This is a genomic window from Streptomyces liangshanensis, assembly GCF_011694815.1.
In the GTDB taxonomy this organism is placed as follows: Bacteria; Actinomycetota; Actinomycetes; order Streptomycetales; family Streptomycetaceae; genus Streptomyces; species Streptomyces liangshanensis.
Genome location: NZ_CP050177.1, coordinates 4,988,324 through 4,995,000 on the forward strand (window position 1 = coordinate 4,988,324; position 6,677 = coordinate 4,995,000).

Below are 6,677 nucleotides of genomic sequence, written 5' to 3' on the forward strand. Positions count from 1 at the left end.
CCCGCGCCCGGCGATCGGAGGCCCACTCCCATGCTCGACGAGTCGCTCCTCGACGCCCCCGACGCGCTGACCCGCGCCGACCGCCACGGCCTCCTCCGCGGCGCCGCGGAAGCCGGCGCCCGCGTCCGCACCGCGCTGCGGCACACCGCCGAGGCCGGCGTCACCCAGCTCAACCCCGAGGGCCGCCCCCGCGCCGTACTGATCGCGGGCTCCGGCACCGCCGCCACCGGCGTCGCCGAACTCATCGCCGCCCTCGCCGGCGGCACCGCCCCCGTGACCCGCCTCCACGCCACCGGCGTCGCCCCCGCCGCGGGCGCCCTGCGCTGGACGCTACCGGGCTGGGCCGGCCCCGTGGACCTGCTCCTCGTCGTCACCACGGAGGGCACCGAACCAGGCCTCGCCCTCCTTGCCGAGCAGGCCTACCGCCGAGGCTGCACCATCGTCGCCGTCGCCCCCGCGGGCTCCCCGCTCAGCGAGACCGTCGACGGTTCGCGCGGCCTCCTCGTCCCCATGGCGACGACACCCAGCGAGCAGTACGAGACCGAGCCGCCCCCCGCGGCGGGCCCCGGCGCCCTGTGGGCCCTGCTCGTCCCGCTGCTGGCCCTCCTCGACCGCGTGGGCCTGCTCACCGCGCCGACCGAGACCCTCCACCTCGTCGCCGACCGCCTCGACCGCACCGCGGAACGCTGCGGCCCGTCCATCGCGACGTACAGCAACCCCGCGAAGACCCTCGCCGCCGAGCTCGCCGACAGCCTCCCGCTCATCTGGACGGAAGGCGTCGCGACTGCCCCGGCCGGCCGCCGCTTCGCCGCCGTACTCGCTGAACTGACCGGCCGCCCCGCCCTCGCCGCCGAACTCCCCGAGGCCCTCCCCGCCCACGGCGCCCTCCTCGCGGGCGACCTGACCGGCGGCGGCACGGACCCCGACGACTTCTTCCGCGACCGGGTCGACGACCCCCAGACCCTGCGCCCCCGCATCGTCCTGCTGCGCGACCGCCCCGCCGGCGGCCTGACCGCCGCCCCGGCCGCCCGCGAACTGGCCCTCGGCCACGACACCCCCCTCAGCGAACTCGAACCCGACGAAGGCACCGAGCTGGAAGCCCTCGCCGAACTGATCGCCGTCACCGACTTCGCCACCGTCTACCTGGCGCTGGCCGGCGGAGCCCCCGCATGACGCGAACACCCCACCCCGGACCCTGAACCCGCCCCACCGGCACCGCCGCCCCCGCGGACCCCGACCCCAACGCCCCGGCACACGAACGCCCCGTACAAGAACGCGCCCCACCGCAGACCCGCTGCAAACCCACCCCCCGCCCCACCCACCTCCCCTCCCTCGCACAAGGAACCCACCCATGGACCGCCTCTCCAACACCGTGCGCCCCTACGCCTGGGGCTCCACGACCGCCATCCCGGAACTGCTCGGCATCGCCCCCACGGACGAGCCCCAGGCCGAGATGTGGATGGGCGCCCACCCCGGCGCCCCCTCCCGCGCCGACCGCGGCCGCGGCGCCGGGGAACAGCCGCTGCACGAGATCATCGCCACCGACCCCGCCGCGGAACTGGGCGCGGCCACCGTCGAGAAGTTCGGCCCCCGCCTGCCCTTCCTCCTCAAACTCCTCGCCGCCGGCTCCCCGCTCTCCCTCCAGGTGCACCCCGACCTGGCCCAGGCCAAGGAGGGGTACGCCGACGAGGAGCGCCGGGGCGTCCCGATCGACGCCCCGGAGCGCAACTACAAGGACGCCAACCACAAGCCCGAACTGATCTGCGCCCTCACCCCGTTCGACGGCCTCTGCGGCTTCCGCGCCCCCGAGGACGCAGCCGACCTCCTCGCCGGACTCGACGTCGACTCCCTCAAGCCGTACGTCGACCTCCTCCGCGCCCACCCCCAGGAAGCGGCGCTACGCGAGGTCCTCACCGCCGTCCTCGCCGCCGACCCGGCCGAGATGGCCGCCACCGTCGCCGAGACCGCCGTCGCCGCGGAACGCCTCGGCGGCCCGTACGAGCCGTACGTCTCGATCGCCCACCACTACCCCGGCGACCCCGGCGTCATCGCCGCCCTCCTGCTCAACCACGTCCGACTCCAGCCCGGCGAAGCCCTCTTCCTCGGCGCCGGCGTCCCGCACGCCTACCTCGACGGCCTGGGCGTCGAGATCATGGCCAACTCCGACAACGTCCTGCGCTGCGGCCTCACCCCCAAGCACGTCGACGTCCCCGAACTGCTCCGCATCGTGCGCTTCGAGACCACGGAACCGTCCGTCCTGCGCCCCGAGGCCTCCGCCACCGGCGAGGAGCTGTACGAGACCCCGATCGACGAATTCCGCCTGTCCCGCTACCTCCTGGCACCCGGCGCCGCCCCGCGCGACCTCACCGCCCCCACCCCCCAGATCCTGCTCTGCACGGCCGGCACGCCCCGCGCGAACGACCTGGAACTCACCCCGGGCACCTCGGTCTTCGTCGCGGCGGGAGAAAAAGCCGAACTGTCCGGTGACGGGACCGTATTCCGGGCAACTGTTGTGGTCTGAGTGGGTGACCGCGCCGACGGCTGCAACAATGTGCCGCCGTAGCGCGGCGCCAGGGCCGCGGCACCGAAGAAGGGACTCCAGGCACCCATGAGCGCGTCAGGCGGAACCAAGGCGATCGTGGCGGCGCTCGGCGCCAACCTCGCGATCGCAGTAGCCAAGTTCGTGGCGTTCCTCTTCAGTGGCTCGTCGTCGATGCTCGCCGAGAGCGTCCACTCCCTCGCCGACTCCGGCAACCAGGGACTGCTTCTCCTCGGCGGCAAGCGGGCGCAGCGCGAGGCCACCCCCCAACACCCCTTCGGCTACGGCCGCGAGCGCTACATCTACGCGTTCCTCGTCTCCATCGTCCTCTTCTCCGTCGGTGGCATGTTCGCGATCTACGAGGGCTACGAGAAGATCAAGCACCCGCACGAGATCGAGGCCTGGTACTGGCCGGTCGGCGTGCTGGTCTTCGCGATCATCGCCGAGTCGTTCTCCTTCCGTACGGCCATCAAGGAATCCAACGTCACCCGCGGCTCGCTCTCCTGGACGGAGTTCGTCCGCCGCGCGAAGGCCCCCGAACTGCCCGTCGTCCTCCTGGAGGACCTCGGCGCCCTGATCGGCCTGATCCTCGCGCTCTGCGGCGTCGGTATCGCCCTGGCCACCGGCGACGGTGTGTGGGACGGCATCGGCACCCTCTGCATCGGCATCCTCCTCATCGTGATCGCCCTGGTCCTCGCCGCCGAGACGAAGTCGCTGCTCCTGGGCGAGGCCGCCGGCACGGAGGACGTCGAGAAGATCAAGACCGCCCTCGTCGACGGCGACGTCGTCACCGGCATCATCCACATGCGTACGCTCCACCTCGGCCCGGAGGAACTGCTCGTCGCCGCCAAGATCGCGGTCCAGCACGACGACACCGCCGGCGAGGTCGCCCAGGCCATCAACGCCGCCGAGAACCGCATCCGCGAGGCCGTCCCGATCGCCCGCGTGATCTACCTGGAGCCGGACATCTACAGCGAGTCCGCCGCCGCGGCCGGCACCAACCCGGCCAAGCACCCGGGCGGCCCCACGCCGACCCCCGCCTCCTGATCGCTCCCGGCACTCGACTTTCCCTGGAGCGCTTGCCCGATCGACTGTGGGCGGCTGAGCCGATCGGTGTAGATTCGTGCACAGAGCCAGACGTCGCTGCTGATGGCGGTCGGGCGGCCCGCTCACGCGGACCGACCGAGGGAGAGAGGGCCTCCGACGGACCGGTCCGCGAGTGCTCGGGCATTCGTATGCCCGGACACCGCAGAGCCAGCCGAACGTATCCACCCTCGACCCACCCTTCACGAGGAGCAGCTCGTATGACGACTGTCGCCAACCGACAGGACTTCAAGGTCGCCGACCTCTCGCTTGCCGAGTTCGGCCGCAAGGAGATCACCCTCGCCGAGCACGAGATGCCCGGCCTGATCTCGATCCGCGAGGAGTTCGCCGCGGCCCAGCCGCTGGCCGGCGCCCGCATCACCGGCTCCCTGCACATGACCGTCCAGACCGCGGTCCTCATCGAGACCCTCGCCGCCCTCGGCGCCGAGGTCCGCTGGGCGTCCTGCAACATCTTCTCCACCCAGGACCACGCCGCCGCCGCCATCGCGGTCGGCCCCAAGGGCACCCCGGACAACCCCCAGGGCATCCCCGTCTTCGCCTGGAAGGGCGAGACGCTGGAGGAGTACTGGTGGTGCACCGAGCAGGCCCTCACGTGGCCCAACACGCCCACCGGCGGCCCGAACATGATCCTCGACGACGGTGGTGACGCCACCCTCCTCGTCCACAAGGGCGTCGAGTTCGAGAAGGCCGGCGCGGCCCCGGACCCGGCGACGGCGGACAGCGAGGAGTACGCGCACATCCTCACGCTGCTCAACCGCACGCTCTCCGAGAACCCGCAGAAGTGGACGAAGCTGGCGTCCGAGATCCGCGGCGTCACCGAAGAGACCACCACCGGTGTCCACCGTCTGTACGAGATGCACCGCGACGGCGCCCTCCTCTTCCCGGCGATCAACGTCAACGACGCGGTCACCAAGTCCAAGTTCGACAACAAGTACGGCTGCCGCCACTCCCTGATCGACGGCATCAACCGCGCCACCGACGTCCTGATCGGCGGCAAGGTCGCCGTCGTCTTCGGCTACGGCGACGTCGGCAAGGGCTGCGCCGAGTCCCTCCGCGGCCAGGGCGCCCGCGTGATCATCACCGAGATCGACCCGATCTGCGCGCTCCAGGCGGCCATGGACGGCTACCAGGTCTCCACGCTCGACGACGTCGTCTCCATCGCGGACATCTTCGTCACCACGACGGGCAACAAGGACATCATCATGGCCTCCGACATGGCCAAGATGAAGCACCAGGCGATCGTCGGCAACATCGGCCACTTCGACAACGAGATCGACATGGCCGGCCTCGCGAAGATCGACGGCATCGTCAAGGACGAGGTCAAGCCGCAGGTCCACACGTGGACGTTCCCCGACGGCAAGACCCTGATCGTCCTCTCCGAAGGCCGCCTGCTGAACCTCGGCAACGCGACCGGCCACCCGTCCTTCGTGATGTCGAACTCGTTCTCGGACCAGACGCTGGCCCAGATCGAGCTCTTCACCAAGCCGGAGGAGTACCCGACCGACGTCTACGTGCTCCCGAAGCACCTGGACGAGAAGGTCGCGCGCCTCCACCTCGCCGCGCTCGGTGTGAAGCTCACGACGCTCCGCCCGGAGCAGGCCGCGTACATCGGCGTCGAGGTCGAGGGTCCGTACAAGCCCGACCACTACCGCTACTGATCGACCGGCGCTTCCCACGGACCAGCGCCACCGATCGCACCGCACGTCGACGGACAGGCCCCCGCACCCCCGTGCCGGGGGCCTGTCCCGTGTACGGCGCCCGACGGCGCGCGATCAGTACCCGCGTACCGGAAAGACCTGAAGGACCCCATGCCCCGCGGCCGTTATTCGCTCCATGACCCGCACGACCACACCCCTCTCGGCGAAGAACACTTCCACTGCGCCCCCGGCCCGTCCGGCTGGCGCTACGTCTCCCAGATCACCACTCCGGCGGGCGACCACGCGGGCTCCGTCGACCTGGCCCTCGACGAACTCGGCCGCCCCATCCGCCTCGAACTGCACGCCGCCAGCTGGCAGATCCGCGGCGCCGCCCTCGACGGCGTCACCTGGGTCCGTACCGACCCCTCCGGTGTCCACGCCACCGAAGGCAACGTCGGCGCCCACGCCTTCACCGGCACATCCCCCGCCTTTCTCGTCGCGACCGCCCGTCTCCTGCGACTCAGCCCCGGCGCGCCCGCGACCCGCGTCCGGCTCGTGGCATTCACCGACCCGGTCCTCGCCCCCCGCACGCTGGACCAGTCCTGGGCCTTGATGAACAGTGAAGCGCACGCCACTGACAACGGGCCCCTGACGGTGGACGAGTACCAGGTCAGCGCCCTGGACACCGGTGAGCAGCACACCGTTCACCTCAGCGGCGACGTCGTGCTCTCGGCGCCGGGCATCGAGCTGGAGGACCTGGAGACACCCCCGTCGACCCTGCCCTGACCCGTACCTCCCGCGGCTCCCGGCGGAGTGACCTCAGGCAGGCGGCGCGAAGCCGGTGGCCGGGGGGAGCTGCTGAACGGGGGCAGGGGCGGTCTGCGGCGCAGGTGCCGGTGCGGGTGCCTGTGCGGGTTCGGGGGACAGGGCCGGGTACGGGTACGGGTGCGGCGACGGAGGCAGGAAAGCAGCCGCGGCCGCAGATGCCTGCGCGGCCGTACCGCGCCCACCGGCCTCGGGCCCGCTGAGCGTCCGCCGGGCGTCCCGCGCCCGCCGCTCACTCACCACCGCCGCCAGGAACGCCGCCGGAGGAACCCCCTCCGGCGCCGGCGTCCCGGTGCGCGCCACCAGATCCCCCGCCAACCGCTGCGCCATCGACCAGCTCACCGCCGGATCCAGCTGCGTCATCCGCGTCAGGTACTGGCGGATCGCCAGCCACAGGCCGTCCGGCACATCGGAGAGGTCGAGCTCGGAGAAGCGCCCGACGAGCCACGGCGGCGGAGGCGGGACGACCACCATGGGCGCGTTCGGCACCCGCTCCCGTACGACCAGGGTCCCCGCGAAGACATCCCCGAGCCGGCGCCCCCGCGCCGACACGAGGGAAGCGATGCAGGAGA

6 protein-coding genes (1 of these 6 cut by a window edge) are annotated in these 6,677 nt (G+C 72.0%); 5 read left to right on the forward strand and 1 reads right to left on the reverse strand.

The features are described from left to right. The first annotated feature begins 30 nt into the window (after positions 1 to 30). From HA039_RS21610 to HA039_RS21630, 5 genes are all read left to right on the forward strand, one after another. Positions 31 to 1,173 (forward strand): SIS domain-containing protein, encoded by a 1,143-nt coding sequence (locus HA039_RS21610; protein WP_167032514.1) that lies wholly within the window; start codon positions 31 to 33, stop codon positions 1,171 to 1,173. A 178-nt stretch (positions 1,174 to 1,351) separates the two neighbouring features. Then, entirely contained in the window at positions 1,352 to 2,521 is a 1,170-nt protein-coding gene (gene manA / locus HA039_RS21615; RefSeq protein WP_167032516.1) for a mannose-6-phosphate isomerase, class I, read from the forward strand. 87 nt (positions 2,522 to 2,608) lie between these two features. Next, positions 2,609 to 3,586: a cation diffusion facilitator family transporter gene (locus HA039_RS21620; protein ID WP_167032518.1), complete on the forward strand. Its 978-nt coding sequence runs from the start codon at positions 2,609 to 2,611 to the stop codon at positions 3,584 to 3,586. 257 nt (positions 3,587 to 3,843) lie between these two features. Further along, entirely contained in the window at positions 3,844 to 5,301 is a 1,458-nt protein-coding gene (gene ahcY / locus HA039_RS21625; RefSeq protein WP_167032519.1) for an adenosylhomocysteinase, read from the forward strand. A 150-nt stretch (positions 5,302 to 5,451) separates the two neighbouring features. Next, positions 5,452 to 6,066, forward strand: a complete 615-nt coding sequence (locus HA039_RS21630) for a hypothetical protein (protein ID WP_167032522.1) — start codon at positions 5,452 to 5,454, stop codon at positions 6,064 to 6,066. Between the two features lie 33 nt (positions 6,067 to 6,099). On the opposite strand, the gene HA039_RS21635 is transcribed toward HA039_RS21630, so the two are convergent. Beyond that, positions 6,100 to 6,677: the 3' portion of an RDD family protein gene (locus HA039_RS21635; RefSeq protein WP_243869646.1), read on the reverse strand. 370 nt of this gene lie beyond the right edge of the window; 578 of the gene's 948 nt are visible here — the last part of the coding sequence; its start codon lies beyond the right edge, outside the window; its stop codon occupies positions 6,100 to 6,102.